Genomic DNA, 25,401 nt, shown 5'->3' with positions numbered 1-25,401 from the left:
CGTGGTAGGAGTCCTCGGCCACGAACCGTTTGCCGTGCTTGTTGACGATGATGCCGGTCAGCAGGATCGACGGCGGGTAGAACGGCGCGGTCTGGAACGGCTCGTCCATGAACCGCCAGCGGCCGCCCGCGGACGCGCCCAGACGCAGCCCCAGGCCGTCGTCGTAGGTCGAGGCCAGCGGGAAGAGCTTCTCGCCGAGCCTGGGCGTGTGCTCGGCGACCATGTCGGCGTTGCCGACGAAGCCGCCGGCGGCGAGGATCACCGCCTTCGCGCGAATCGCGCCACGCTCCTCGAACCGGCGCCAGGCCAGCCCGACGACCCGGTCACCCTCCATCACCAGGTTGGTGGCGCCGGTCTCGTAGCGGACCACCGCCGAGGTCTCCGCGAGCCGGTCGGCCATCCGGTCGACGACCAGCTTGGCGCCGCCGGTGTCGCCCGGGACGGGCACCTTGTGGCCTCGCGGCGCCGGGACGGCGAGGTCACGGAAGGGGTGGACCTTCTCGTTGCCGGTGTACATCAGCCCCTCGGTGCCGGGCTGGATCACCGCCTTGCCGGGCCAGAAGGAGCGCTCGAACTCGAACCCCAGCGCCTCGAGCCAGTCGAAGTGTTCGACCGAGTCGTCGCAGTAGGCCCGGATCTTGTCGTCCTCGGGATCCTTGGAGACAGCGTGGATGTAGTTGAACATCTCCTCGGCCGAGTCCTCGATCCCGGTGGCCTTCTGCACCGCGGTGCCACCGCCGAGATAGAAGTGGCCGCCGGCCATCGCCGAGGTGCCGCCTGGCTCGGCGGCACGCTCCAGGAGGATGGTGCGGGCGCCGGCTCGCGCGGCCTCCAGCGCAGCGGCCCCGCCGGCAACGCCGAAGCCGACCACGACCACGTCGGTCTCCTCCGACCAGCCGCCGAAGCGTTCCTCGACGTCGGCGGGGGAGAGTACGTCGGGGAGTGCCGTCCCGCTCATGCTGCCGCCCTCCTGTGTAACACGTCGTTCGTAGGACTATCCGGTCGTTCGAGTAGGGCGAGTAGTCCTACGAACAGCGTGTTACAGCTGTTTCGGCCCGCGCGGCTCATCGCACCTCCTCGCTTCGCTCGGTCGCTCGCTCGCTCGGCGCGAGCGGACGAGCAAGCTCGCCGCTCGACCTCGCTCCGGTCGCCTCCAGGTAGCAGTCGGCGAGGACCGGGGCGCCGTCGCGGGCCGCATCGGTCGACGAGATCGTCGCCCTCAGCAGGATCCGGGGCTCCTCGTCCCACGCCTCGATCGCGATCGTCTCGCCGGGGAAGACGATCCCGGCGAACCTGGCGCCGAACCCGGCCACCCGGGTCGCGTCACCGTCCAGGAGCAGCCCGGTCGCCTCGCGCAGCACGATCCCGTAGGAGCACAGCCCGTGCAGGATCGGCTTGGGGAAGCCGGCCTTCGCGGCGAAGGCGGGGTCGGCGTGCAGCGGGTTGCGGTCGCCGCACAGCCGGTAGAGCAGCGCCTGCTGCTCCGTGACGTCGTACGCAGCCACAGCATCGGGCGCGCGGTCGGGAACCGGCACCGACGTCGACGGCCCGCGCTCGCCGCCGAAGCCGCCCTCCCCGCGTACGAAGATCGAGCTCCTGACCGTCCACAGCGGGTCGCCGTCGGGGGTGGTGGCGACGCCCTCCTGGACGATGACGGCGGCCTTGCCCTTGTCCCAGACCTCCGCGATCCGGGTGGAGACGACGGCCTCCCCGGAGGTGGGGATCGGGCCGTCGACGTGGATCTCCTGGGAGCCGTGGAGGACGGAGGCCAGGTCGATGTCGCAGCCGGGGAGGTCGAGCGAGGGCGGTTCGGTGACGTGGAAGGTCGGAGCCACGACGCCGAACGACGGGAGCACGGTCAGCGCGTCGGAGTCGAGCGTGTAGCGCAGTGCGGCGGGGTCGGTCGCGTCACCGGGACGCGAGCCGGCGCCGATGCCGAGGTGGTAGAGCAGCACGTCGGAGGAGGTCCAGGAGAACGACTGCGACGGCAGCGAGGCGCCGATGGCCTTGACGGGGTCGATGGGCATCAGTTGCCCTCCTCGGGTGAGACAGCCTTCAGGGCGCAGTCCTCGGCGGCCAGGTAGCCGAAGACCAAGGCGGGGCCGATGGTGGCGCCGGGGCCGGCGTAGGTGCGGCCCATGACGGCGGAGGAGACGTTGCCGGCGGCGTACAGACCCTCGATGGCGGACCCGTCGGGCCGCAGGACGCGGGCGCGCTCGTCGGTGACCAGGCCGCCCTTGGTGCCGAGGTCGCCGGGAGCCATCTTGACGGCGTAGAAGGGTGCCTGGTCGATGACGTTGAGCGAGCAGTTCGGCTTGACGGTGGGGTCGGAGTAGTACTTGTCGTAGGTCGACTCGCCGCGGTGGAAGTCCTCGTCGACGCCCGACTCGGCGAAGCCGTTGAACCGGGCGAGGGTCTCGCGCAGGCCGTCGACGGGCACCTCGATCTTCTCCGCGAGCGCTTCGATCGTCGACGCCTTCACGACGACCCCGCTCTTGAGCCAGCGCCCCGGGAACGGCTGCCCCGGGCCGAGCCCGGCGAAGATGTAGCGGTTGCGGTAGCGCTGGTCGAAGACCAGCCAGGCCGGGACGTGGGAGATGCCGGTCTCTTGGCCGCGATAGATCTCGTGGACGGCCTCCACGTAGGGGAGTGCCTCGTTCATGAACCGCTTGCCGGCACCGTTGACGATGATCGAGCCGGGCAGGTTGCGCTCGGCGAGCGCGAACCACGGGCGGCCCGGGAACGGGATCGTCGGGCCCCACCAGGACTCGTCCATCAGGTCGGTGTCCGCGCCGGCCGCGATCCCGGCGAGGATGCCGCCGCCGGTGTTGGAGAAGGCGCCGGTGGTCCACTCGACCGAGGTCGGGGCGGGCAGGTACTTCTCGCGCATCTCCAGGTTCCGCTCGAACCCGCCGGAGCCCAGGATCACGCCGCGCCGCGCCCGGATCACGCTCGTCGCGCCAGACTCTCCGCGGCGCACCTCGACGCCCATGACCCGGCCGCCCTCGGTGACCAGACCGACCAGCTCGGTCTCGTAGCGGATCGGGACGCCGGCGTCCATGAGCCCCTTGCGCAGGGCGATCGCGAGCGCTGCGCCCATGGCGTACATCTTTCTCCCGAGCAGGCCGGCGAGGATCCGCGCCACCGCGATCTTGACCATCGTGATCGGGCCCCGGATCGTGCGCATGCCGAGGCTGATCTTCCGGAAGTCGGCCTGGGTGACGACCATGTTGGCCGGTGACTTGGTGTAGGGCGGGTGCAGCCGGTCGAGCTCGGGGCCGATGATCCGGGCGTCGAGCGGGACCGGCTCCACGGAGCGGCCGGCGCCGCGGCCTCCAGGCGCCTCGGGGTGGTAGTCGGAGTAGTCGGGCACCCAGGTGAATCGCACCGGCGTCTTCTCGCAGACGAAGGAGAGGACCTCCGGACCGCGGTCGAGGAACGTCTCGCGGCGCTCGGCCGGCACGACGTCGCCGACGATCGACTCGAGATAGCGACTCGCGGCCTCGGGGGAGTCCTTCTGATGGGCGGCCTGGAGAGCGTGGTTGCGTGGGATCCACACGCCGCCGCCGGAGCGGGACGTCGACCCGCCGAAGTAGGCGCTCTTCTCGATGACGACGGTCTCGAGCCCGTGGCGGCGGGCGGCCGCCAGCGCGGCGGTCATCCCGGCACCTCCGGCGCCCACGACGACGACGTCGTACGTCTCCTCGCCTCCGGCCGCCTCGGTCGTCGACTTCTCCATGGTGCTCCTCAACCTCGTCTGTCCCGGAACTGAAACACGTTCTACCATAGATGACAGTCGGCGAAACGCGCCCGAGGACTCGACAAAACTGAAACGTGTTCTAGTATTGATCCATCGGCAGCGCGCGGACCGCGCCGACCGACGACATCTGGGACACCATGCAGGAAGGCAGAGCGGTGAGCGAACCGACACAGCGCCCCCACAAGGACGCACAGACCGTCAGGGACGGGGTGCAGGACCTGCTGCCCACCATCAGGGAGCGCGCCGAGGAGACCGAGCGCCTGCGGGTCGTTCCCGAGTCGAGCGTGAAGGAGCTGGAGGAGGTCGGCTTCTTCAAGCTGCTGCAACCGGCCCGGTTCGGCGGGCTCGAGGCCGACCCGGTGGACTTTTACACCTGCGTACGCGACATCGCCTCTGCCTGCGGCTCGACCGGCTGGGTCGCCAGCGTCCTGGGCGTGCACCCCTGGCAGATCGCGCTGTTCGACGACGAGGCGCAGCAGGCGGTCTGGGGCGAGGACCCGGACACCCGGGTCTCCTCCTCCTACGCCCCGATGGGCAAGGCGTCGTTGACCGAGGGCGGCTTCAACCTCTCCGGACGCTGGTCGTTCTCCTCCGGCTGCGCGCACGCCACGTGGGTGCTGCTCGGCGGTCTCGTCTTCAACGACGAGGGCCAGGTGGTCGACTTCCGTACGTTCCTGGTGCCCCGCGAGCGCTACGAGATCGTCGACGTCTGGAACGTCGTCGGCCTGGCCGGCACCGGCTCCAACGACATCGTGGTCGAGGACGTCTTCGTCCCGGAGACGTTCACGCTCTCGATGGCCGAGACCGGACGGTGCAAGGGCCCCGGCCAGGCGGTCAACACCGGCGACCTCTACAAGCTGCAGTTCCACTCGCTGTTCACCACCACGATCACCACGCCGATCATCGGCATGGCCCGCGGCGCCTACGACGAGCACGTCACGATGCAGCAGAACCGGGTCCGCGCCTCCTACGGTGAGAAGGCGTCCCTGGACCCGTTCGCGGCCGTTCGTGTCGCGACAGCGTCCTCCGACATCGACGCCGCCTGGGCGCTGCTGATGGCCAACATCCGCGAGCAGCAGGCCTACGTCGCACGCGGCGAGAAGATCCCGATCTCCCAGCGGCTGCGGATCCGCCGCGACCAGGTCCTCGGTACGCAGCGGGCGATCGACGCGATCGACCTGCTCTTCGAGGCCTCCGGCGGCCGGGCCCTGGCCAACGGCACACCACTCCAGCGCGCCTGGCGCGACGCCCACGCCGGCCGCGTCCACGCCGCCAACGACCCCGAGCGCGCGCTGCAGATGTACGGCGCCTCCGAGTTCGGGCACAAGGTCGACCCGGGGATGTACTGACATGGCTCTGGTGAAGGAGGACGTCGCCCACGACGTCCGTATCAAGACGGAGGCGGCGGGGGAGATCTCGCTGCGCTACTACGACCTGGACTCGCGCGACGCCTCGGCGGTCGAGCCTGTCGAGACCCCCCTCGTCATGCTTCACGGCGGGGGTCCCGGGGCTTCGTCGTGGTCCAACTTCGGGTCGGCGCTCGAGGGGTTCGCGGCCGACTTCCGCACGATCCTGGTCGACCAGCCCGGGTTCGGCGCCTCGGACAAGCCGGAGGTGGTGGGCAACTACTACCGTTTCGCCGGCGACGCCGTGATCGCGCTGCTCGACGAGCTGGGCCTGAAGAAGGTGCACCTGCTGGGCAACTCGCTCGGCGGTGGCACCGCGATGCGGATCGCGCTGACCTACCCCGATCGGGTCGGACGGCTGGTGCTGATGGGGCCGGGCGGGCTCTCGCTCAACCTCTTCCATGCCGATCCCACCGAGGGCGTACAGCGCCTGATGGACTTCTCCGGCGACCCCACGCGGGAGGCGCTGCGGGCTTTCATCTCGACCATGGTCGTCGACCAGAAGCTGGTCACCGACGAGCTGGTCGAGGAGCGGTTCGCGGACGCCACTGCGCCCGGCGCGCGCGAGGCGATGGCGTCGATGGGATGGTCCTTCTACAACCCCGAGACAGCCGAGGACGGCATGCTCTGGCGCGAGGCGCACCGGCTCAAGCACCACACCCTGCTCACCTGGGGACGCGAGGACCGGGTCAACCCGCTCGACGGCGCGTTCCCTGCCCTGAAGCTGATCCCCAAGGCGCAGCTGCATGTCTTCCCGCGCTGTGGGCACTGGGCACAGATCGAGGCCGCCGACGAGTTCCGCGAGATCGCGGTCTCGTTCTTGAAGAGGCACAAGGAGCGTACTGCCGAGGAGAAGCGATGAGCATCGACATCAAGTCCATGGGCTACGTACGCGTCGCCAGCACCGACCTGGAGGCGTGGCGTACGTTCGCGGAGAAGGTCCTCGGACTGGTCACGGCCAAGGGGCCGAACCCGGAGCACCTCTACTACCGCATCGACGAGGTCTCGGCCCGGCTCGTGATCGAGCCAGGCGAGGCGGACCAGCTCAGCTGCGTCGGCTGGGAGGTCGCCGATCACACCGCGCTGGCGCAGGCCCGTGAGCACCTGGAGAAGTCCGGTGTCGAGGTGGAGGAGGGCGCCCCCGAGGAGCTCGCCGAGCGCCGGGTGCAGGAGATGGTGCGCTTTCGCGATCCCTTCGACAACGTCTTCGAACTCTTCCACGGCATCACCTACGAGCGCCGCCCCGCGGTCTCGCCCTACGGCCACACCTTCGTGACCGGCGACCAGGGAATGGGCCACGTGGTGATCCCGGTCAGCGACGACGTACAGGCGCTGGAGTTCTACCGCGACACGCTCGGGTTCCGGCTGCGCGACTCGATGAGCATGCCCGGCGAGTTCGCCGGCAAGGAGCCCGGCACCAAGATCTGGCTGCGCTTCCTCGGGATCAACCCGCGTCACCACTCGCTGGCGTTCCTGCCGTTCCCCAACGACTCCAAGTGCGTCCACATCATGCTCGAGGTCGACAAGCTCGACGACGTCGGCCGGGCGCTGGAGCGGGTCAAGAAGTACGGCGCGAAGCTCTCGGCGACCCTCGGTCGGCACATGAACGACGAGATGGTCTCCTTCTACGTGAAGTCGCCGGGCGGTTTCGACATCGAGTTCGGCACCGAGGGGCTGCAGGTCGACGACCAGAAGTGGGTCGCCCGCGAGTCGACAGCCGTCTCGTACTGGGGTCACGACTTCGGCGTAGGCCAGTGATCGGGTATGCGTATAGAGGTGCCTGATGGGATGTCTCCCGATGCCGCCGAGAGCTGGCCGCATCCGGAGCTGATCGAGTCCTTCCACGGTCGCTTCGACTTCGAGGCGCCACCGTCACCGCCGGAGACCCCTGCCGATGCGGAGGCGGACGCCCGGTTCCGTACGGTGCTGGGCCGGTTCGCCTCCGGGGTCACCGTGATCACGGCGCAGACCGCGGAGGGACCGGTCGGGATGACCTGCCAGTCGTTCTCCTCGGTGTCGCTGCGGCCGCCGCTGATCTTGTTCGCGCCCACGAAGTCCTCGCGCGCCTGGGCTCGGATCCGTCGCGCCGGGCACTTCTCGGTCAACATCCTCGCTGCCGGCCAGGAGGCGGTCTCCAACCAGTTCGCCTCGCGTGCGGCCGACAAGTACGCCGACATCTCCTGGACGCCCTCGGCCGACCACGGCGACCCGCACCTGTCCGGCGCCGTCGGCTACCTCGACTGCGCCGTCCACTCGGTCCACGAGGAGGGCGACCACTACCTCGTCGTCGGCCGCGTCCTCGACCTCGAGGAAGGCTCCGCCACCGAGCCGCTGCTCTTCTTCCGCAGCAACTACCGTGAGCTCGGCTGAGGCGGGTCCGTCAGGGTAGCTCGTCGAGGCGGCGGATGGCCTCGGCCTCGTCGGGGTCGGGCTCGGGCTCGTCGAGGAACGCCCGGGTGACCTCGACGGCGACGTCGGGGGCGAGCCGCTTGAGGCTCATCGCCAAGACGTTGGCGTCGTTCCACAGCCGGGCGCCGCGGGCGATCCAGGGCTCCCAGGCCAGCGCGGCGCGGTCGCCGGGTATCTTGTTGGCGGCGATCGCCGTGCCGGTGCCGGTCCAGCACATCACCACGCCGACGTCGGCGCGCCCCTCGACGACGGACCGGCCGATGCCGGCGCCGAGGTCGGGCCAGGAGTCGGTGTCGACGACCTCGACCTCACCGCGCTCACGCAGCTCGGCGAGCACGGCTCGAGTCGTCTCGTTCTCGTCGTCACTTCCGAAGGCGATCCGCATGGGGTCGAACCTATCGCTGTTCTCAGGCGTGCGTCGCCGGTCCGCCGGGACCGACGAGCTTCGCGCTGGGCTGGTCCTTCAGGCTGGTCGTGAGCTCCCAGGTGCGCTCGTAGCCGGTGTGGGCGATGCGCCAGCCCTGGGGCGTACGCACGTAGCGGTCCTCGTAGAAAGCGGCACCCTCGAGCACGAACTCGAAGGCCGGGGCGAAGACCTTGTCGTGGAGGTACCAACGGCCGGTGGCCGCATCGCCGTCGACCGTGATCTCGGGGTGGTGGAGGTGGTGCATCGTGATGATCTCGGCGGGCAGGTTGGTGCGCATGTAGTCGACCAGGTCGCCCGGGGAGCTGAAGGAGAGTCCGGCGTAGTCGGCGGTGGCGTCATCGCTGAAGCACGTGGCGAACTCGTCCCACTGCTTGGTGTCGAGGAGGCGTACGTAGCGGAACTTGAGCTGCTCGATCTCCCTGATGTCACTCATGACCCGATCATAGTAGAACGTGTTCTATAAATGGGCGGGTCGTGGGCTGACGTTCGGCCGCCGGTCGGCCATATGTCACGACGTGGACCGCCGTCGAGGTGCAGGATCGCGGTGTGGACGGGATGGTCGAGCTGCGCGAGCGGCGTGCGGCACTGCTGGCGAACCGCCGCCTGACCTGGGTCTTCGGTGCCGACGACCCGGCAGCGGTGAGGCGAGAGGTGCAGGCAGGCGGGATCCGGCTGCGTGTGCACGTCCCGCGAGCGCCGGTGACCTCTGCCGCAGGACGGCCGATCGTGCTGGCCTTCCATGGCGGCGGCTGGTGCTGGGGGTCGCCGGAGCAGTCGCGCTGGATGGCGGGGCGGATCGCGGCTCGCACGGGCGCTGTCGTCGTCGCACCGGCCTACCGGCTGGCTCCCGAGCACCCCTATCCCGCGGCGGTCGAGGACTGCTGGGCCGCGCTGAACTGGGTGGTTGCCCACGCCGATGACCTGGGCGCCGACGCCGACCGGATCGTGGTGCTCGGCGACAGCGCCGGCGGCACCCTCGCGGCCGTGGTGGCCCTACGCGCCCGCGACGAGGGCGCGCCGCGGATCCGCGGGCAGGTGCTCATCTATCCGGTCGTCGACCTCGTCGGCCTGCGCGGGCCCGGACTCGGCGGGATCGTGGAGCACTACCTCGGCGGGGACGGGTCGCGGGCCGAGGAATGGGCGGTCTCGCCGCTGCGCGCGGCCTCCCATGCGGGCCTGCCGCCGGCACTCATCCTCACCGCGCGGTTCGACCCCCTGCGCCGGCATGCCGAGCGCTACGCCGCTGCGCTGCGTACGGCCGGGGTGGAGGTCGCCGTCCATTGCCCGACCCTGGCGACCCATGCCTACCTCACCCTGCCCGGCATCTCGCCCGCGTCGCGCGCCGGCCTGGCCCGCGTGGTGACCTTCCTCAACCAGGTACTGATCAGTAGACAACGCTGACCCGGCGCATCTGTCCCGCGTGAGGATGCCGAGTCGGCGCATCTGTCTCGCGTGAGCGTGCCGAGTCGGCGCAACTGCTCCACGAATCCGGGACATTCGCGCCGAGTGGGCGTCGACAGCTGGGACAGTTGCGCCGAGTCGGCGATGGCTGACGGGACGGTCGTGCCGAGTCGGCGGTCAGATCAGATCCAGGCGGGTGGCGAGCTTGTCGAGGTGAGTGAGCACTCCCGCGGGTTCGGTGTCGGGGACGCCCCAGATCAGCTCGTCGGCGACGGACCACTCCGCCAGGTCCTCCGCGGTCGGCTTCTTGGCGACGAGCACCCGGACTTCGGGCTTGCCCTCGCGACCGGCCGACTCCCACTCGTCCTGAAGGGTCTTGACCTTGTCGCCGATGCCGGCCTCGGTCGGGGTCGACATCCAGCCCTCGGCGTTGCGGGCGATCCAGCGCAGCGTCTTGGGTCCGCCGCCGGCGCCGACGATCGCCGGGATCCGGCCCTGGGGAGGCTTCGGGTAGGCCCAGGAGGGGCCGAAGGAGACGAACTCCCCGTCGTAGGCCGCCTCCTCCTCGGTCCACAGGGCGCGCATCGCCTCGAGGTACTCCTTCAGTGCGGTGCGCCGGCGCTCGCCCGGGATCCCGTGGTCGGTGAGCTCGTCGGTGTTCCAGCCGAACCCGACGCCCAGCGAGACCCGGCCGCCGGAGAGGTGGTCGAGGGTCGCGATCGTCTTGGCGAGGGTGATGGGGTCGGACTCGACCGGAAGTGCGACCGCGGTCGAGAGGCCGATCCGTGAGGTCACCGCGGCACAGGTTCCCAGCGTCACCCAGGGGTCGAGCGTGCGCAGATAGCGGTCGTCGGGAAGCTCGGCGCCGCCGGTGGGGTGCAGGGCGTCGCGGCGTACCGGGATATGGGTGTGCTCGGGCACGTAGAACGTGTCGAAGCCGCGCTCCTCGGCGGCGGAGGCGAGCTCGGCGGGCGCGATGCCGCGGTCCGAGGTGAACAGGACGATGCCGTGGCGCATGACACAACAGTAGAACGTGTTCTAGTCTTTCCGGAAGGGATCACCGGGAGAGAGAAGTGAACATGGAAGCCGACTACATCGTCGTGGGAGCCGGGAGTGCCGGGTGCGCCGCCGCCCGCAGGCTGGCCGAGAGCGGTGCCAGCGTGATCGTGATCGAGGCGGGCACCAAGGACACCGCCTTCGGGATCAAGAACCTCCTCGAGCTCCCGGGCGCTGTCGCCGCGATGCTCTCCACGCCGCAGCTGAAGAAGCTGGTCGACTGGTGCTACAAGTCGGTCCCGCAGAGCGCCGCCCTCGACCGGGTGATCCCGATGACGCGCGGCAAGGTGCTGGGCGGCTCCTCCTCGATCAACGGCATGCTCTGGGTGCGCGGCAACCGGCAGAACTTCGACGACTGGGCGGCCGATGGCGCGACGGGATGGTCCTACGACGACGTGCTGCCCGCCTTCAAGCGGATGGAGGACTTCGAGGGTGGCGCGGACGAGTTCCGCGGCGAGGACGGACCGGTGAAGGTGCGCTACCAGAAGGGCCTCACCCCGGCCGCGCAGACCTGGCTCGACGAGGCGCCCAAGCGGCTCGGGGTGAGCGCGCTCGACGACTACAACGGCAAGGAGCAGGAGGGCGTCGGCGTCGTGCAGCTCTCCGCGTCCGCGGGGCGCAGATACTCCGCCGCCAAGGCCTATCTGCGCGACCGGCCCCTGGACAACCTGCTGATCCTGACCAAGGCGCAGGTCACCCGGGTACGCATCGAAGGCTCGCGCGCGACCGGTGTCGAAGTGGTCGGCGCCGACGGTGAGAAGCAGACGATCCGGGCGACCCGCGAGGTCGTCGTCTCGGCCGGCGTCTACGGCTCGCCGCACCTGCTGATGCTGTCCGGAATCGGTCATTCCGCACACCTCCGCGAGCACGGCATCGAGGTCCATGCCGACCTCCCGGTCGGCGACAACTTCCACGACCACCTCTTCGTGCCCGTCTCCTTCCGGATGGACTCCGCGCTGCGGCGACCCACGCCCGCCTACTTCGCCGCCGGCTTCGCGACGTCGCGGCTCACCCGCAAGGGTTGGGCGGCCGGCTCGCAGTTCGAGGCCTTCGGCTTCGTACGCAGCGCCCTGGCCGGCCAGGTCCCCGACCTGCAGCTGCACGTCCTCTACTGGGTCTACCCGTTCCCGAACCAGGACGGCGAGAAGGCGATCCGGCCGCCGACGAGCAAGCCCGGCCTGTGCATCCTGCCGACGCTGATCTACCCCGAGAGCCGGGGCACCGTACGTCTGGCCAGCGCCGACCCGCTGGCGCACCCGCTGCTCGACCCGGCGTACCTGAAGGCGGACAAGGACACCGAGGTGCTCCTGGACGGGATCGCGAAGGTGCGCGAGATGATGGTCGGCCTCGGTGACAACGAGGGCGAGATCACGCCGGGCCCGGACTACGCCGGTGCCGAGGCCACCCGTGAGCTGCTGCCCAACATCGTGCACAGCGTCTATCACGGCGTCGGCACCTGCCGGATGGGCTCGGACGAACGTGCGGTGGTCGACCCGTCCCTGCGGGTGCGCGGCATCGACGGGCTGCGGGTGGCCGACGCCAGCGTGATGCCGTCGATCACCGGTGGCAACACCAACGCGCCCGCGATCATGATCGGGGAGCGCGCCGCCGATCTCATCCTCGGGGCGGCCTGATGTCCGACCTGCTCCTCAGCGAGGACCGCGATCGGGTCCGCACGCTGACCCTCAACCGCCCCGACCAGCTCAACGCCTTCAACCAGGCTCTCTACGTCGCGCTCGCCGAGGCGCTGCGCGCCGCTGACGAGGACCCCGAGGTGGCCGTCGTGCTGCTGACCGGGACCGGGCGGGCCTTCTCGGCAGGCACCGACCTGGTCGAGATGAAGGAGACGGCCACAGGTGCCGGCGAGGATTCCGGCGACGGCTCCTCGCACGGGTTCATCGGCCTTCTCGACTCGCTGGTGGCGTTCTCCAAGCCGCTGGTCGTCGCGGTCAACGGGCTCGGCCTCGGCATCGGCGCGACCCTGCTCGGCTACGCCGACCTGGTCTTCGCCTCCACCGCGGCGAGGTTCAAGACGCCGTTCACCACCCTCGGGGTCGCGCCGGAAGCGGCCTCCAGCTTCCTGTTCCCGCGTCTGATCGGCCGTCAGAACGCCGCCTGGATGCTGATGTCGGGGGAGTGGGTCGGTGCGGAGGAGGCTCAGCAGATGGGACTCGTGTGGCGCGTCACCGAGCCCGACGAGCTCCTCGCGGTGGCCTGGCGGCACGCCGCGACGCTGGCCGCTCGGCCGATCAGCAGCCTGGTCGCGGTCAAGGAGACGATGACGGCACCCCTGCGCGCGGGGATCGAGGCCGCCCGGGAGCTGGAGAACGCCAAGTTCGCCGAGCTGCTCGGTGGTCCGGCCAACATCGAGGCGCTGGTCGCCTTCGCCGAGGGCCGCGAGCCCGACTTCACCAGGCTTCCGCCGGGGGCCTGAGCCGGCCCGGTCCGGAGTCAGTGGGGCCGGTGGTCGAAGCTCCCGTACCGGTCGCTGCCGTCCAGGTTGTGCTTGCGCTCCATCTCGGTGAGATCGCGCTCGATCTGGCGGCCGCGACGCCGGTCGAGGAATGCGGCGATCAGCATCAGGACGGTCCAGAACACGATCATCCCGATCGTGACCGCGATGACTGCGCTGTTCATCGGTGATCAGCTCCTCTGTGGTGGCTCTATCTGCTCGTGACCCGGTCCGCCGGGACCGGGCTCGGCGCTGAGCATGATGTGGTCGACGATCTCGAGCCCGGTGTCGTGCTCGCGGACGACCTCGATGACCGTGGCCCGGCGCTCCTCGGAGGCCACCTCGCCGGAGACGAGGAGGTGGTCGCCGCGTACCTGGACCCGGATGCCCAGCTCGTTGGTGCGTGGGTCGGTCGCGATGTCGCGCTCGAGATCTCGTGCCAGCTGTTCGTTCATGCCGACCTCCTGGGGACGACGTCGTAGACCCGGAACGCTGCCTGGATGACCGGCTGGGCGACGTTGCGTACGGGCACCCCGGCCGGGGTGAGGCCCTTCTCTCGTCCGGCGTGGGCGTGGCCGTGGAGAGCCAGGTCGACGCCGGTCTCGTCGATCGCCTCGCCGAGCCGGTAGTTGCCGAGGAACGGCCAGATCTCCTTCGGCTCCCCTACCAGGGTCTCGTCGACGGGGGCGAAGTGGGACAGGGCGATGGTCACGTCGGGCTCGTCGCCGAGGTCGTCGAGGGCCTTGCGCAGCACGTCGGCGGTCTCGATGCCGTGGCCCGTGAAGGCCTTCATCTGCGGCTCTCCGAAGTCGGCCGCGGAGCGGCCGAGGAAGCCGAGGCAAAACCCCTTGACCCCGGCGACGCCGAGCCGGCCGGCGTCGGTGTCGATGGTGGTCGAGGTGCCTTCGAGCACGGTCATCCCGCGGTCCTCCAGCAGCCGGGTGATGTCCCGTTCGGCCCCGGAGTGGTAGTCGTGGTTGCCGAGCACCACGAGGACGGGCACGTCGGCGACGCCGAACTCGTCGGCGAACGCCTCAGCCTCCTCGAGCGTCCCGTGCTGGGTGAGGTCGCCGGCGACCAGCAGCGCGTCGGCCTCCGCGGAGATCCCCTCGAGCAGCGGTGCGTAGCGTCCTCGCAGGTCGTCGGCGAGATGTACGTCGCCCACGGCTGCCACACGAATCGGATCAGGCATCGTCACCTCCCACGATGTCGAGTGCGTCCAGCAGGCCGAGCGCGGTCTGCGCGAACGGGCTCCGCTTCGCCTCCTGCCGCACCAGCTGCCAGTCGATCTGCTCGCGCAGCGCCCGGGCGCTGCCGAGGATCGGCGAGAGGTCGCAGGCGTGCTCGCTGAGGGCGAGCATGCGCGAGACCACCAGGTCTGTCGCCGACATCACGGGCATCATCACGGAGTCGACCGGAAGCTCGGTGCACCGCACCAGCAGCCCCTCGTCGACCGGTCCGGTCGGTAGCCGGTGGATCAGGTCGACGACCACGGTGTCGCGACCGACCTTCACCAGCCAGTCCTCGGGGGCGGCGACCGACTCCATGCCGTTCTCGAGCAGCGTCTGCACGGCTTCCTCGACGCAGTCCTCGGGCAGGACGAAGTCGACGTCGTGGGTGCTCTCGGGGCCGCCGCGGGTCCAGACCGCGTAGCCGCCGGCCAGGGCGAACGGGATCTCGGCGGCCTTCAACGTCGCGCCGACCCGCTTGAGTACTTCGCGTTGTCGCTGGAGCTCCTCGCCCAGCACGTCAGTTCTCGGCATATCTGTGCGGTACCCCGGATCGGTCCCGATCAGCCCTTGCCGAAAACGAGAACGTGTTCTAATCTGGACACGTGTCCAGCGCAACGAGCACCCGCCAGGCGGAGACGGCCGAGCGACTCTTCGCCGCGGGCCTGGAGGAGCTCCGCGAGGTTGGGCACGAGGCGCTGACGATCCGCGCGGTGGCCGCGCGGGCGGGAGTCTCCTCGGCGACGGCCTACACCTACCTCGCCTCCAAGAGCCACCTCTTCGCGGAGCTCTTCTGGCGCCACCTCACCGAGGCGCCGGGGCCGACGACGGCCGGGTCGCGCGCGGAGCGGGTCCAGGAGACCGTACGCGGCCTGACCACCCGGATCGCCGAGGAGCCCGCGCTCGCGGCGGCGGTGACGCCCGCCCTGCTGGGCAGCGACGCCGACGTCGAGCGACTGCGCCTTCGGATCGGGGCGGAGTTCGCCGCGCGGTTCGAGGCGGCGCTCGGGGACGGCGCCGAGGCGGCCGTGCGCGAGGCGCTGCTGCTTGCCTTCTCGGGCGCGCTGCTGCAGGCGGGCATGGGCCTGATGACCTACGACGAGATGGCCGACCGGCTCGCCGCGGTCGTCGCCGTGATCGTCGGGATGGAGTGAGATGACGAGCACCGCCACCGAGATCTTCGACCCCTACGACTACGACTTCCACGAGGACCCCTACCCGGTCTACGCCCGGCTGCGGGCAGAGGCACCGCTCTACTACAACGCCACCGACGACTTCTGGGCGCTCTCCAGGCACGCCGACGTGCACGCCGCGGTCAAGGACGACGTGTCCTTCTCCAACCGGATGGGAGTCTCGCTCGACGCCAGCGCCTGGAACGCCGACGCCCACCGGGTGATGTCGTTCCTCGCCCTGGACGGGGCTGCCCAGACCCGGTTGCGCAAGCTGGTCTCGGCCGGCTTCACGCCCCGGCGGGTCCGCGAGCTGACCCCGCGGATCCAGGCGCTCGCCGACCACTACCTCGACGCGCTCGCCGCGGTGTCCGAGGACGCCGGCGAGGTGGACTGGATCTCGGAGCTCGCCGGCAAGCTCCCGATGGACGTCATCTCGGAGATGATGGGCGTCCCCGACGCCGACCGCGACGAGGTGCGGCGGCTGGCCGACCTGGTGGTGCACCGGGAGGACGGCGTACGGGATGTGCCGGAGGCCGGGATGACCGCCGCGCTGGAGCTGATCGGCTACTACGCCGAGATGGTCGCGCGGCGGCGCAGGCGGCCGAGCGAGGATCTCACCTCGGCGCTCGTCGAGGCCGAGGTCGACGGCGACCGGCTGCTCGACCACGAGGTGATCGCGTTCCTGTTCCTGATGGTGGTGGCCGGTAACGAGACCACCACCAAGCTGCTCGGCAACGCGCTCTACCACCTCGGCGCCCACCCCGCCCAGCTCGCCGAGGTCTTCGCCGATCCGGGCGCCACCGCGCTGGTCGGCTCGTGGATCGAGGAGACCCTGCGCCACGACACCTCCAGCCAGATGCTCGCCCGCTACGTCGCCCAGGACGTCGAGCTCCACGGCCAGGTCGTCCCCGCCGGATCGAAGCTGCTCGTCCTGCTCGGCTCGGCCAACCGCGACGAGCGGGTCTTCACCGCCCCGGACGTCTTCGACGTCCACCGCCCGGCCGACGAGCTCGGCAGGATCATGAGCTTCGGCGTCGGCCGGCACTTCTGCCTCGGCGCCAACCTGGCCCGCCTCGAGGCTCGCGTCGTGCTGACGGAGCTGGTGCGGCGTACGTCGGGGTTCGAGGTCCACGCCGACCGCGCTGTCCGAGTGCACTCCACGAGCGTGCGCGGGTTTGCGCGGCTGCCTGTCTCGTTCGTCTGGAGGGCGCGATGAGCGCCGTGGATGCTCACCGAGGTACCTCGGTGAGCGATCACTTCCTTCGTGGAGCTCCGCGAAGAAAGTGCGCATTCGCCGAGTTACCTCGGTCAGCGTCCAGGGAGGACGCATGAGCAAGTACGCCCAGCCTGAGCGCCGCCCGGCGGTGATCACCGGCGCGTCGTCGGGGATCGGCGCGGAGACCGCGAAGGCGCTCGCCGGTGCCGGCTTTCCGGTCGCCCTGGGAGCGCGGCGCGTCGACCGGGTCGAGGAGATCGCCGCCGCGATCCGGGCCGACGGGGGAGAGGCGGTCGCGCACCCGCTCGACGTGACCTCCGAGGAGTCGGTGGCCGGGTTCGCCGCGAAGGTGGCCGCCGACCTCGGTGATGTCGAGGTCCTGGTCAGCAACGCCGGCGTCACCCATCCCGGCGCGACCGTCGACGTGCCCACCGAGACCTTCGCGAGCCAGGTCGACATCAACCTGCTCGGCGCCCACCGGGTGCTGCGTGCCTTCGGACCCGGGATGATCGAGCGCCGCCGCGGTGATCTGGTCTTCCTCTCCTCCGACGTGGCGCTGAGGCCACGACCGTTCATGGGAGCGTACGCCGCCTCGAAGTGGGGCCTGGAAGGCATGGTCGGCGCGCTGCAGATGGAGCTCGAGGGCACCGGCGTCAGGGCCTCGATCGTGCGACCCGGTCCCACCCACTCCGACATCGGCAACGAGTGGCCTGCCGAGCTCGGCGGGTTCGTGCTGGAGCAATGGGTCCGCTGGGGCCTGGCCCGACACCCGCATTTCCTCAAGGCCCGTGCGCTGGCCGACGCGATCATCACGGTCGTGACCGCCGCCCGTGGCATCCACATCAGCACCATCGACGTCAACCCCGAGGCCCCTGTGGTTCCCGAAGGGCCCGGGGAGCGAAGCGACCGACGGGAGGCACCATGACGATCCCCACCGTCTCCACCGTCCTGGACGACCAGGACCCGACCGTCCCCGAGATCATCCGCGGCACCGGGCACCTGCCCGAGATGCGCGTCGACCCGATCTCGCTGTTCACCCGCGTACGCGAGGAGTGCGGCGACCTGGGCCGCTTCCGGCTCGCCGACAAGGACGTCGTCCTGGTCACCGGGGCCGAGGCCAACGAGGCGTTCTTCCGGGCACCCGACGACGTGCTCGACCAGGCGGCGGCCTACCCGTTCATGACGCCGATCTTCGGCAAGGGAGTTGTCTTCGACGCCTCGCCCGAGGAGCGGCAGCAGATGCTGAAGAACCAGGCGCTGCGCGGCGACATGATGCGCGGGCACGCGCAGACGATCGAGGCCGAGATCCGCCGGATGATCGCCGGCTGGGGCGAGGAGGGAGAGATCGACCTGCTCGACTTCTTCGCCGAGCTGACCATCTACACCACGTCGGCCTGCCTGGTCGGGAAGCCGTTCCGCGAGGAGCTCGACGCCTCGTTCGCCCAGCACTACCACGAGCTGGAGCACGGCACGGACGCGATCGCGTACGTCGACGCCTACGCGGACATCGACAGCTTCCGCAGGCGCGACGCCGCCCGTGAGCGGTTGGTCGCGCTGGTCCAGGCGATCGTCGACAAGCGGGTCGCCCGGGGCAAGGTCCCGCGTGAGGAGCGCGACCTGCTCGATGTGCTGATCTCGATCGACATGGACACCGACACCATCACCGGGATCTTCATCTCGATGATGTTCGCCGGCCACCACACCTCCTCGGGCACCGCGTCGTGGGCGATGATCGAGCTGCTCCGCAACCCGGCGGTGATGGCCGACGTCGTCGCCGAGCTCGACGACCTCTACGCCGATGGCTCGGAGGTGAGCTTCCAGGCGCTGCGCTCGATCCCGGTGCTGGAGGCCGCGCTGAAGGAGACGCTGCGGCTGCACCCTCCGCTGATCATCCTGATGCGGCTGGTGCGCGAGGACTTCGAGCTGCTCGGCGAGACCATCCCGGCCGGCACCCTGCTCGCCGCCTCGCCGCGGGTCTCCAACCGGATCGAGGACGACTTCCCCAAGGCGGAGATGTTCGACCCGTCGCGTTACCTCGACCCGCGCCAGGAGGACATGCAGAACCGCTGGACCTGGATCCCGTTCGGCGCCGGCAAGCACCGCTGCGTCGGCAACGCGTTCGCGATGATGCAGATGAAGGCGATCTTCTCGGTCATCCTGCGCGACTACTCGTTCGAGGCGGCGCAGCCGCTGGAGTCGTACGCCGACGACTTCACCAAGATGGTGATCCAGCTCCAGCAGCCCTGTCGCGTCCGCTATCGGCGGCGGCCCGTGGGCGGTGGCAGAGCATGAAGCTCGCCGCTGACCTGGGTCTGTGCCAAGGACATCAGGAGTGCCTCGCCGAGTCGCCCGAGCTCTTCGGGTTCGACGAGGACAGCTACCAGGTCGTCGTACGCGTCCCCGAACCGGCCGCGGAGCAGCTACCCGCCGCGCGGGCGGCCGTGAAGTACTGCCCTGCTTTCGCTCTCACTCTGGAGGACTGACGTGGATCGCACCGAGATCGAAAGGTTCTGGGCCGGCTGGCTCAGCCTTAACCGTCAAGCAGAGGCTGAGGGTGACTGGGCGCCGCTGGCCGACCTGTACGCCGAGGACGCGACGTACGGCTGGATGTACACCCCCGACGAGCACTTCATGGCCGTCGGCCGCGAGCAGATCCGGGAGTGGGCGCTCGGCACCGAGATGGCCGGGCTCGAGGGCTGGCACTACGACTACCAGGCGACGGTCATCGACGACGTCAACGCGATGGTGATCGGGTTCTGGCGGCAGCGGGCCGGGATCGTCGACGACGCGACCGGGGAAGAGTACGAGATCTGTGGCATCGGCGGCTCGTGGTTCGGGGTCGCGCCGCGGCCGGATGGTGACGGACTGGAGTTCGCCTGGCAGCGGGACTGGTTCGACCTCGGGTCCACCGCAACCACCTTCCTCGACATCGTCAAGGCCAAGAAGGCGACCGCCGGGCTGCTGGAGCGGATGTCCCTCAACGGCATCGAGCAGCCCGGCCACTACCGCCTCGCCGACCTGCCCTCGACCGTTTGGCCGCCACCCGTCGCGGCCGGGAACTTCGTGACCCAGAGCAAACCGTCTCTGGCTTCGCTTCGACAGGAGCTCGCGTGACGAACCGAAACCCCACCAACCCGACCGCCCAGCAGCTCGTCGACGGCAAGCTCGGCGCCGCCGCGTCCGGTGAGACGTACGCGATCGTGAACCCGGCCACGGGGCAGGAGATCGGGCGCGCACCGGACTCGACGGCCCAGGACATGGACGCCGCGATCGCTGCCGCGCGCCGGGCCTTCGACGAGACCGACTGGTCCACCGACGTGGCGTTCCGGGTCCGCTGTCTACGTCAGCTGCACCAGGCGCTCCTGGACAACGCCGAGGCGCTGCGCGAGCTAACCACCGCCGAGGTCGGCGCGCCCGCCTTCCTGGTGACCGGGCCGCAGTTCGACACCCCGGTCGACACGCTGCGGTGGACGATCGACCTGGCCGAGTCCTATGAGTGGGAGCGGGACCTCGGCGTCGGGGTCACGATGGGCATCTCCTCGCGCCGCACCGTGCGCAAGGAGGCGGTCGGGGTGGTCGCGGCGATCACGCCGTGGAACTTCCCCAACCAGATCAACCTCGCCAAGATCGGGCCGGCGCTGGCGGCCGGCAACACGGTCGTCCTCAAGCCCGCCCCGGACACGCCGTGGCTGGCGGCCGAGCTCGGGCGCCTGGCCGCCGAGCACACCGACCTCCCGCCGGGGGTGTTCAACGTGGTCACCCCGCGCGACAACCGGGTGGCCGCGATGCTGGCCGAGGACCCGCGGGTCGACCTGGTCTCCTTCACCGGCTCCACGGCCACCGGCCGGGCGATCATGGCGGCCGCGGCGCCGAGCCTGAAGAAGGTCTTCCTCGAGCTCGGCGGCAAGTCCGCGGCGATCGTCCTCGACGACGCCGACGTGGCGTCGGCCGCCTCGATCGCGGCCTTCTCGGTGGCGGTGCACGCAGGTCAGGGCTGCGCGCTGACGACCCGCCTCCTGGTGCCTCGCGCGTCCTACGACGAGGCGGTCGAGGCGGCCGCCGCGACGATGGCCTCGCTCGGCGCGGGCGACCCGGCCGATCCCGGCACGATCTGCGGACCGGTGATCTCCGCGCTCCAGCGCGACCGCATCCTCGCCTACCTGGCGCTCGCGGAGGAGGAGGGCGGCCGGTTCGCCACCGGCGGCACCGTGGCGGTCCAGGACGGCGACCTCGCCGCCGGCTTCTGGGTCGAGCCGACGGTCATCGCCGGTCTCGACAACACTGCCCGGGTCGCCCGTGAGGAGATCTTCGGGCCGGTGCTCACGGTCATCGCCCACGACGGCGACGACGATGCCGTACGCATCGCCAACGACTCGGCCTACGGCCTCTCCGGCTCGGTCGAGTCCGGCTCGCTCGAGCGCGCGAAGTCGGTGGCCGCCCGAATCCGCACCGGCACTCTCGGTGTCAACGGCGGCCAGTGGTTCGGCCCTGACGCCCCCTTCGGCGGCTACAAGCAGTCCGGCCTCGGCCGGGAGATGGGCGTCGAGGGCTTCGAGGAGTATCTGGAGACCAAGCTGATCGCGGAGCCCGCATGAGGCCGGGAGAGGGAGAGATGGACCGCTTCAAGGACAAGGTCGTCGTCGTCACCGGGGCGGCGCAGGGGATCGGCGAGGCGTACGCCAAGGGGCTGGCCGCCGAGGGGGCCGCCGTCGTGGTCGCCGACCTGAACGAGGAGAAGGGGCAGCAGGTCGCCAAGGAGATCGAGGCGGCCGGCGGAGTCGCCCGGTTCGTACGCTGCGACGTCTCCGACCACGCCTCGGCGGCCGCGCTGGTGGCGGAGACGACCGAGACGTACGGCGGGATCGACGGTCTGGTCAACAACGCCGCGATCTACGGCGACATGGCCTTCGACCTGCTGATCACCGTCGACTGGGACTACTACGAGAAGTTCATGGGCGTGAACCTCAACGGAGCCCTGGTGATGACCCGCGCGGTCTACCCGGCGATGCAGCGGCGCGGCGGTGGCGCGATCGTCAACCAGTCCTCGACCGCCGCCTACCTCTACTCCGGCTTCTACGGCCTCGCCAAGGTCGGCATCAACGGGCTGACCCAACAGCTCGCCCATGAGCTCGGTGGGATGAACATCCGGGTCAACGCGATCGCGCCCGGGCCGACCGACACCGAGGCGACCCGGGTGCAGGCCGGTGACGCGGCGCGAGAGATGACGAAGGGCATGGCGATCAAGCGCCTCGGCACCACCGAGGACATGGTCGGGGTCGCGAAGTTCCTCCTCTCCGAGGAGTCCTCGTGGATCTCCGGGCAGATCATCGCCGTCGACGGCGGAGGGACGTTCCGGCTGTGACACGCGCAGGATTTGTCGGGCTCGGCAACATCGGCAAGCCGATGGCGCTCCGGCTCGCGGGCACCGACGGGGTCGAGCTGTGGGTCCACGACATCGCCGAGGCGCCCGTCGCCGAGCTCGGTGCCGCCGGTGCGAAGACCGCGGCCTCGGTCGCCGAGCTGGCCTCGGCCGTCGACGTCCTCAGCGTGATGGTGCGCGACGACGACCAGGTCCGCCAGGTCATCGCCGAGGTGATCGCGGCCGACCGCTCGGAGCAGGCGCCGTTGACGGTCCTGGTGCACTCCACGGTCGCCCCGGAGACGCCCGCCGAGCTGGCCGCGACGGCCGAGCCGCACGGCGTGCGCGTCCTCGACGCGCCGGTATCCGGTGGCCCGATGGGAGCGGCCGACGGCACCTTGGCGATCCTCGTGGGCGGCACCCCCGAGGCGTACGCAGCGGCAGCGCCGGTCCTGGCGGCGATGGGCTCGAAGGTGGTCCATGCCGGTGAGATCGGTGCCGGGACGAAGCTGAAGCTGGCCCGAAACCTGCTCCACTTCGCTTCCTTCACCGCTGCGACCGAGGCTCAGCGTCTGGCCGAGGCGGCGGGCCTGGACCTGAAGGAGCTCGGCGAGGTCGTACGCCACACCGACGCGATCACCGGCGGCCCGGGAGCCGTCCTCTACCGCGACACCACGGCCCCGATCGAGGAGACCGACTTCTGGCATGGCGTCTTCGGCCACGTGGCCGCGCTGGGGGAGAAGGACCTCGGCTTCGCGATCGAGCTCGCCGACAAGCTCGGCGTGGAGGTGCCGCTGGCCCGGCTCGCGCTCGAGCGACTGGCTCCGGGCCTGGGGATGCCTTCGAGGACGTCGCCCCCGGAGGAGAAGTTCGCCGACCTCCCCGAGGCGCGGGCCAAGGGCCTGCGAAAGATGGAGGAGGTCTACGGCTTCGACATGGCCGACGGCGAGGGTGACTTCTTCCGCTACACCGCCGACCACCTCTTCGGCGACATCTGGCAGCGCCCGGGCCTGACCACGCGCGACCGCCGGCTCCTCCTGATCGGCCTGCTCGCCGGCCGCGGCGCCGCGGACGTGCTCGGGATCCAGATCCCCGCGGCGTACGCCAACGGCGAGCTCTCCGAGGACGAGCTGCGCGAGATCGTGGTGTTCCTGAGCCACTACGCGGGGTGGCCCGATGGTGCCAGGATGAACACGGTCGTCGAGGAGACGATCGGCAAGGCTCGGCGGAAGGCACAGCGCTCATGACCTACGTCATCACTCAGTCCTGCTGCAACGACGCCTCCTGCGTGGAGGTCTGCCCGGTCGACTGCATCCACCCGGGGCCGGACGAGCCGGGATTCGGCGCCGCCGAGATGCTCTACATCCACCCCGACGAGTGCATCGACTGCGGTGCCTGCGAGGACGCGTGCCCGGTCAACGCGATCTTCCCCGACTACGAGGTCCCGGACGCGTTCGCGCCCTACACCGACATCAACGCCGCCTTCTTCGAGTTCACCGGCGAGCAGGAGGAGCCCGCACCACTGCCGCCGCCGGGGGCCAAGATCGCCGGCTCCGGCCCGCTCAGGGTCGCCGTGGTCGGCGCCGGCCCCGCCGGTTGGTACGTCGCCGAGGAGCTCGCCGCCACCCGCCGCTGCGACGTGGAGATCACTGTCCTCGACCGGCTTCCCACGCCCTACGGACTCGTCCGCTACGGCGTCGCGGCCGATCATCTGGACACCAAGGAGATCGTCTCCGGCTTCGCGAAGACCGCACGCCACCGCCGGGTGCGGACCCGCTACAACGTGGAGGTCGGCCGCGACATCACCCACGAGGAGCTCCTCGGTGGCCACCATGCGGTGGTCTACACGACCGGTGCCGGGGAGGGCCGAAGCCTCGGCCTGCCGGGGGAGGAGCTGCCGGGCTCGACGTCGTCGGCAGAGCTCGTCGGCTGGTACAACGGCCATCCCGATCGCGCCGCGCTCACCTTTCCGCTCGCCCACGAGCGTGCCGTCGTCATCGGCAACGGTAACGTCGCCCTCGACCTGGCCAGGCTGTTGCTGGCCGACGAGGAGACGCTGCAGGCCTCCGACCTGGCGCCGGCCGCGCTCTCGGCCTTGGCCGCCAGCGGCATCCGCGAGGTCGTCGTCACCGCCCGCAGGGGCGCCGAGCACGCCGCCTTCACCAGCCCCGAGCTGCGCGCACTGGCCGACGATCCCGGCATCGACGTCGTGGTCGACGAGGCCGACCTGGCCGCGCTGCCGACCGCGGCGGACCTGACCGCACGCGACGCCGGCACCTTCGCGGCGCTCCAGAAGGCCGATCTGCTCCGTGACCTGGCCGGTCGGCCGCGTACGAACGCCGCCAAGCGGCTGGTCCTCCGCTTCGGCCTGACACCCACGGAGATCCTCGGCGCGGACACCGTTGCCGGCGTGCGCTTCGACACCGGCGAGGAGATCGAGGCCGGGCTGGTCGTCCGTGCCACCGGCTACCGGTCGGCCGGGGTCCCCGGCGTCCCGAGCGAGGAGGGCACCGGCAGGTTCCCGCACGAGGCCGGCCGGGTCGTCGGAGCCCGGGCGACCTATACCGCGGGCTGGGCCAAGCGTGGTCCCAGCGGCGTGATCGGCACCAACCGGGCCTGCGCCGCCGAGACCGTACGCACGCTCCTGGACGACTATGCCGCCGGCTCGCTCGCCGAGCCCACCGGTGAGTCGCTCGACGATCTGTTGGCGGCACGCGGGGTGGTCGTGGTCGACCACACCGGCTGGAACACGCTCGACACCCACGAGCGCGAGTCGGGCAAGGAGATCGGCCGGCCCCGGGTGAAGGTGACCGACCGGGAGGAACAGGTGCGGATCGCGGCCCTTGCCCGAGTTTGACCGGCGTGCATTGGGATTGTCTGTAAGAGTGGGTGAAAACCGATCCTCGGGGAAAGGCACTCGATGACAGGCAGCGACTACAAGGACTGGAACCAGTCGATCATCGACGAGTTCCGTGCCAACGACGGCAACGTCACCTCGGTGCCGTTCGGGCGCGGGCTCGTGCTCGTGCACCACACCGGCGCCAAGACCGGCAAGGAGCGCGTCTCTCCGGTGGCCAACCTCCACCCGGACGCCGACACCTGGCTGATCGCCGCCTCCAAGGCAGGCGCGCCGGAGAACCCGGCCTGGTATCACAACCTCCTGGCTCACCCGGAGACCAAGATCGAGACCCCCGACGAGGGCGTCGTCGAGGTCGAGGTCACCGAGCTGAAGGGCGCCGAGCGCGACGAGGCCTGGGAGCGGTTCAAGGCGATGAGCCCGGGTTTTGCCGACTACGAGGCGAAGACCGACCGGGTCATCCCGGTCCTCGCGCTCCGGCGGCGCTGACCGCTCAGACCGGTGTGATGGGCAGCGACCGGCGCGGCTCGAAGGCGAAGTCCGCGCCGGTGCTGAACCTCACCACCGCGACCTCGGAGGCCTCCGGTGCAGGCTCGCGGCGGCGTACGACCTCGACCCGCCACCCGGCGCCTGCTGGCTCGGGGGTCACCTCGACGT

At 70.4% G+C, this 25,401-nt stretch carries 28 protein-coding genes; 18 read left to right on the top strand and 10 right to left on the bottom strand.

Going from position 1 to position 25,401, the window contains the following annotated elements; genetic code table 11:
* From ACFVJS_RS12795 to kstD, 3 genes are all read right to left on the bottom strand, one after another.
* Positions 1 to 958, bottom strand: a 958-nt coding sequence (locus tag ACFVJS_RS12795; protein WP_378880367.1) for an FAD-dependent oxidoreductase, incomplete at its 3' end; no start/stop codon positions are given.
* 106 nt (positions 959 to 1,064) lie between these two features.
* The gene (locus ACFVJS_RS12790; protein ID WP_378880364.1) at positions 1,065 to 2,027 is read right to left on the bottom strand and encodes a MaoC/PaaZ C-terminal domain-containing protein; all 963 of its coding nucleotides are present in this window, start codon (positions 2,025 to 2,027) and stop codon (positions 1,065 to 1,067) included.
* Complete coding sequence (kstD, locus tag ACFVJS_RS12785; protein WP_378880363.1) at positions 2,027 to 3,739, bottom strand: 3-oxosteroid 1-dehydrogenase; 1,713 nt, start codon at positions 3,737 to 3,739, stop codon at positions 2,027 to 2,029. Before kstD ends, ACFVJS_RS12790 begins: the two co-directional genes overlap by 1 nt.
* A gap of 176 nt (positions 3,740 to 3,915) precedes the next feature.
* Between kstD and hsaA the strand changes: the two genes are divergently transcribed.
* From hsaA to ACFVJS_RS12765, 4 genes are read left to right on the top strand one after another with little or no spacing between them, the layout of a single operon-like run.
* On the top strand, positions 3,916 to 5,109 hold the full coding sequence (gene hsaA, locus ACFVJS_RS12780; protein WP_378880360.1) for a 3-hydroxy-9,10-secoandrosta-1,3,5(10)-triene-9,17-dione monooxygenase oxygenase subunit: 1,194 nt from the start codon (positions 3,916 to 3,918) through the stop codon (positions 5,107 to 5,109).
* Between the two features lies 1 nt (position 5,110).
* Positions 5,111 to 6,028 carry a 4,5:9,10-diseco-3-hydroxy-5,9,17-trioxoandrosta-1(10),2-diene-4-oate hydrolase gene (hsaD, locus tag ACFVJS_RS12775; protein WP_378880357.1) on the top strand — a complete coding sequence of 306 codons (918 nt, stop codon included), beginning with the start codon at positions 5,111 to 5,113 and terminating at the stop codon, positions 6,026 to 6,028.
* Positions 6,025 to 6,924 (top strand): iron-dependent extradiol dioxygenase HsaC, encoded by a 900-nt coding sequence (gene hsaC, locus ACFVJS_RS12770; protein WP_378880354.1) that lies wholly within the window; start codon positions 6,025 to 6,027, stop codon positions 6,922 to 6,924. Before hsaD ends, hsaC begins: the two co-directional genes overlap by 4 nt.
* Before the next feature lie 30 nt (positions 6,925 to 6,954).
* Positions 6,955 to 7,536: a flavin reductase family protein gene (locus ACFVJS_RS12765; protein ID WP_378880351.1), complete on the top strand. Its 582-nt coding sequence runs from the start codon at positions 6,955 to 6,957 to the stop codon at positions 7,534 to 7,536.
* Positions 7,537 to 7,546: 10 nt separating this feature from the next.
* On the opposite strand, the gene ACFVJS_RS12760 is transcribed toward ACFVJS_RS12765, so the two are convergent.
* Positions 7,547 to 7,960, bottom strand: a complete 414-nt coding sequence (locus tag ACFVJS_RS12760) for an RpiB/LacA/LacB family sugar-phosphate isomerase (RefSeq protein WP_378880348.1) — start codon at positions 7,958 to 7,960, stop codon at positions 7,547 to 7,549.
* Positions 7,961 to 7,982: 22 nt separating this feature from the next.
* Positions 7,983 to 8,435 (bottom strand): nuclear transport factor 2 family protein, encoded by a 453-nt coding sequence (locus tag ACFVJS_RS12755; RefSeq protein ID WP_378880345.1) that lies wholly within the window; start codon positions 8,433 to 8,435, stop codon positions 7,983 to 7,985.
* Positions 8,436 to 8,557: 122 nt separating this feature from the next.
* Between ACFVJS_RS12755 and ACFVJS_RS12750 the strand changes: the two genes are divergently transcribed.
* Positions 8,558 to 9,403: an alpha/beta hydrolase gene (locus tag ACFVJS_RS12750; protein ID WP_378880370.1), complete on the top strand. Its 846-nt coding sequence runs from the start codon at positions 8,558 to 8,560 to the stop codon at positions 9,401 to 9,403.
* A 177-nt stretch (positions 9,404 to 9,580) separates the two neighbouring features.
* On the opposite strand, the gene ACFVJS_RS12745 is transcribed toward ACFVJS_RS12750, so the two are convergent.
* Positions 9,581 to 10,420: an LLM class F420-dependent oxidoreductase gene (locus ACFVJS_RS12745; protein ID WP_378880342.1), complete on the bottom strand. Its 840-nt coding sequence runs from the start codon at positions 10,418 to 10,420 to the stop codon at positions 9,581 to 9,583.
* A 62-nt stretch (positions 10,421 to 10,482) separates the two neighbouring features.
* On the opposite strand from ACFVJS_RS12745, the gene ACFVJS_RS12740 reads away from it, so the two are divergent.
* Together ACFVJS_RS12740 and ACFVJS_RS12735 are read left to right on the top strand one after the other, a co-directional pair.
* Positions 10,483 to 12,093, top strand: a complete 1,611-nt coding sequence (locus ACFVJS_RS12740) for a GMC family oxidoreductase (RefSeq protein WP_378880339.1) — start codon at positions 10,483 to 10,485, stop codon at positions 12,091 to 12,093.
* A complete protein-coding gene (locus tag ACFVJS_RS12735; RefSeq protein ID WP_378880336.1) occupies positions 12,093 to 12,893 on the top strand; it encodes an enoyl-CoA hydratase/isomerase family protein in 801 nt (266 codons plus the stop codon). Before ACFVJS_RS12740 ends, ACFVJS_RS12735 begins: the two co-directional genes overlap by 1 nt.
* Before the next feature lie 17 nt (positions 12,894 to 12,910).
* Here the strand turns inward: ACFVJS_RS12735 and ACFVJS_RS12730 are convergent, their stop codons facing one another.
* Genes ACFVJS_RS12730 through ACFVJS_RS12715 form a run of 4 tightly spaced genes read right to left on the bottom strand, consistent with a single transcriptional unit; the run spans position 12,911 to position 14,674 of the window.
* A complete protein-coding gene (locus ACFVJS_RS12730; protein WP_378880333.1) occupies positions 12,911 to 13,096 on the bottom strand; it encodes a hypothetical protein in 186 nt (61 codons plus the stop codon).
* A gap of 6 nt (positions 13,097 to 13,102) precedes the next feature.
* Positions 13,103 to 13,366 carry a BON domain-containing protein gene (locus tag ACFVJS_RS12725; protein ID WP_378880330.1) on the bottom strand — a complete coding sequence of 88 codons (264 nt, stop codon included), beginning with the start codon at positions 13,364 to 13,366 and terminating at the stop codon, positions 13,103 to 13,105.
* Positions 13,363 to 14,103, bottom strand: coding sequence for a metallophosphoesterase (locus ACFVJS_RS12720; RefSeq protein ID WP_378880328.1), 741 nt, complete (start codon positions 14,101 to 14,103; stop codon positions 13,363 to 13,365). Before ACFVJS_RS12720 ends, ACFVJS_RS12725 begins: the two co-directional genes overlap by 4 nt.
* On the bottom strand, positions 14,096 to 14,674 hold the full coding sequence (locus ACFVJS_RS12715; RefSeq protein ID WP_378880325.1) for a nucleotidyltransferase family protein: 579 nt from the start codon (positions 14,672 to 14,674) through the stop codon (positions 14,096 to 14,098). The genes ACFVJS_RS12720 and ACFVJS_RS12715 overlap by 8 nt, the downstream gene beginning before the upstream one ends.
* A 71-nt stretch (positions 14,675 to 14,745) precedes the next feature.
* On the opposite strand from ACFVJS_RS12715, the gene ACFVJS_RS12710 reads away from it, so the two are divergent.
* The 11 genes from ACFVJS_RS12710 (at position 14,746) to ACFVJS_RS12660 (ending at position 25,233) form a co-directional block, all read left to right on the top strand.
* Positions 14,746 to 15,294, top strand: coding sequence for a TetR/AcrR family transcriptional regulator (locus ACFVJS_RS12710; RefSeq protein ID WP_378880322.1), 549 nt, complete (start codon positions 14,746 to 14,748; stop codon positions 15,292 to 15,294).
* Between the two features lies 1 nt (position 15,295).
* The gene (locus ACFVJS_RS12705) at positions 15,296 to 16,528 is read left to right on the top strand and encodes a cytochrome P450 (protein ID WP_378880320.1); all 1,233 of its coding nucleotides are present in this window, start codon (positions 15,296 to 15,298) and stop codon (positions 16,526 to 16,528) included.
* A 112-nt stretch (positions 16,529 to 16,640) separates the two neighbouring features.
* Positions 16,641 to 17,453 (top strand): SDR family oxidoreductase, encoded by an 813-nt coding sequence (locus ACFVJS_RS12700; protein WP_378880317.1) that lies wholly within the window; start codon positions 16,641 to 16,643, stop codon positions 17,451 to 17,453.
* On the top strand, positions 17,450 to 18,820 hold the full coding sequence (locus tag ACFVJS_RS12695) for a cytochrome P450 (RefSeq protein ID WP_378880314.1): 1,371 nt from the start codon (positions 17,450 to 17,452) through the stop codon (positions 18,818 to 18,820). Before ACFVJS_RS12700 ends, ACFVJS_RS12695 begins: the two co-directional genes overlap by 4 nt.
* On the top strand, positions 18,817 to 19,011 hold the full coding sequence (locus tag ACFVJS_RS12690; RefSeq protein ID WP_378880312.1) for a ferredoxin: 195 nt from the start codon (positions 18,817 to 18,819) through the stop codon (positions 19,009 to 19,011). The genes ACFVJS_RS12695 and ACFVJS_RS12690 overlap by 4 nt, the downstream gene beginning before the upstream one ends.
* A gap of 1 nt (position 19,012) precedes the next feature.
* Entirely contained in the window at positions 19,013 to 19,642 is a 630-nt protein-coding gene (locus ACFVJS_RS12685; protein WP_378880309.1) for a nuclear transport factor 2 family protein, read from the top strand.
* Positions 19,639 to 21,123: an aldehyde dehydrogenase gene (locus ACFVJS_RS12680; RefSeq protein WP_378880306.1), complete on the top strand. Its 1,485-nt coding sequence runs from the start codon at positions 19,639 to 19,641 to the stop codon at positions 21,121 to 21,123. Before ACFVJS_RS12685 ends, ACFVJS_RS12680 begins: the two co-directional genes overlap by 4 nt.
* A gap of 17 nt (positions 21,124 to 21,140) precedes the next feature.
* Complete coding sequence (locus tag ACFVJS_RS12675; RefSeq protein ID WP_378880304.1) at positions 21,141 to 21,890, top strand: SDR family oxidoreductase; 750 nt, start codon at positions 21,141 to 21,143, stop codon at positions 21,888 to 21,890.
* Positions 21,887 to 23,134, top strand: a complete 1,248-nt coding sequence (locus ACFVJS_RS12670; protein ID WP_378880302.1) for an NAD(P)-binding domain-containing protein — start codon at positions 21,887 to 21,889, stop codon at positions 23,132 to 23,134. The genes ACFVJS_RS12675 and ACFVJS_RS12670 overlap by 4 nt, the downstream gene beginning before the upstream one ends.
* Positions 23,131 to 24,744, top strand: coding sequence for an FAD-dependent oxidoreductase (locus ACFVJS_RS12665; protein ID WP_378880300.1), 1,614 nt, complete (start codon positions 23,131 to 23,133; stop codon positions 24,742 to 24,744). Before ACFVJS_RS12670 ends, ACFVJS_RS12665 begins: the two co-directional genes overlap by 4 nt.
* Positions 24,745 to 24,807: 63 nt before the next feature.
* Positions 24,808 to 25,233, top strand: coding sequence for a nitroreductase/quinone reductase family protein (locus ACFVJS_RS12660; RefSeq protein WP_378880297.1), 426 nt, complete (start codon positions 24,808 to 24,810; stop codon positions 25,231 to 25,233).
* Positions 25,234 to 25,401 lie beyond the last annotated feature (168 nt).

It is taken from the genome of Nocardioides sp. NPDC057772 (assembly GCF_042798075.1).
Classification (GTDB): domain Bacteria; phylum Actinomycetota; class Actinomycetes; order Propionibacteriales; family Nocardioidaceae; genus Nocardioides.
This window is presented reverse-complemented; position numbering and strand designations above follow the sequence as displayed.